Origin of the sequence: Desulfofundulus luciae (assembly GCF_030813795.1) — a bacterium.
Taxonomy (GTDB): Bacteria; Bacillota; Desulfotomaculia; order Desulfotomaculales; family Desulfovirgulaceae; genus Desulfofundulus; species Desulfofundulus luciae.
In genome coordinates this window covers 1-1,419 of record NZ_JAUSUX010000065.1, presented here as the reverse complement: position 1 = coordinate 1,419, position 1,419 = coordinate 1, and the positions used below count along the sequence as shown (strand labels likewise).

The 1,419-nt window shown below is 57.1% G+C and carries 1 rRNA gene; it reads left to right on the top strand.

From position 1 onward, the window contains the following. Positions 1–50 precede the first annotated feature (50 nt). Positions 51–1,419 (top strand): 23S ribosomal RNA (locus J2Z49_RS14715); the annotation flags it as partial.

Here is a 1,419-nt window from a genome sequence, read left to right as displayed (position 1 = left end):
CCCTCAAGATGTTCCTTGAAAACTTCACAGTGGAGGGAGTAGTTCGTCGAGGTCAAGCTAGGAAGGGCATACGGTGGATGCCTGGGCGCTTTGGGCCGACGAAGGACGTGGCAAGCTGCGAAAAGCCACGGGGAGCCGCAAGCAGGCGTAGATCCGTGGATTTCCGAATGGGGCAACCCGGCGGGGGCGAACCCCCGTCATTCCGTACTGAATCCATAGGTACGGGAGGGGCACCCGGGGAACTGAAACATCTTAGTACCCGGAGGAAAAGAAAGCAAAAGCGATCCCCGTAGTAGCGGCGAGCGAAGAGGGGACAGCCTAAACCCATCCAGCACTCAGCCGGGCAATTGAAAAGGAAGTCTCACTTTCAAGTTGGCACAACTCACCTTTCAACTGCTGGGCTGAGTGCTGGATGCGGGGTTGCGGGACTCCCGTTGACGTACTGCGGAACTTAGCCGAAGCGGGCTGGAAAGCCCCGCCGCAGAAGGTAATAGCCCTGTAGGCGAAAAGGGAAGCAGTGCGGGGAGGATCCCAAGTACCGCGGGGCACGTGGAATCCTGCGGGAATCAGGGAGGACCACCTTCCAAGGCTAAATACCCAAAGCGACCGATAGAGGACGAGTACCGTGAGGGAAAGGTGAAAAGCACCCCGGGAGGGGAGTGAAATAGGACCTGAAACCGTATGCCTACAAGCAGTCGGAGCCCAGCACTCAACTGAGTGCTTACCTTAGGCTTTAGAGGGGCTGATACATTCCGGGAGGGAAGGGCCTGTTTAAGGCAACCGTAAGCACCGAGTTGAGTGCTGGGTGACGGCGTACTTTTTGTAGAACGGACCGGCGAGTTACGTCTAGCGGGCGAGGTTAAGGCAAAAAAGGCCGGAGCCGTAGCGAAAGCGAGTCTGAATAGGGCGATAAGTCCGCTGGAGTAGACCCGAAACCGGGTGAGCTACCCATGTCCAGAGTGAAGCGTAAGTAAAGTTACGTGGAGGCTCGAACCAACCGTCGTTGAAAAGGCGGTGGATGAGGTGTGGGTAGGGGTGAAATGCCAATCGAACCCGGAAATAGCTGGTTCTCCCCGAAATAGCTTTAGGGCTAGCCTCATACGAGAGAGCCGGAGGTAGAGCACTGACTGGGCTAGGGGCCTTCGCGGGTTACCGAACCCAATCAAACTACGAATGCCGGTTGCTCGATGTATGGGAGTCAGACTACGAGTGCTAAGATCCGTAGTCGAGAGGGGAACAGCCCGGACCGCCGGCTAAGGTCCCGAAGCGGTGCTAAGTGGGGAAGGATGTGGGGCTGCGAAGACAACCAGGATGTTGGCTTAGAAGCAGCCATCATTCAAAGAGTGCGTAATAGCTCACTGGTCAAGTGGCCCTGCGCCGAAAATGAAACGGGGCTCAAGCACCGCACCGAAGCCGCGG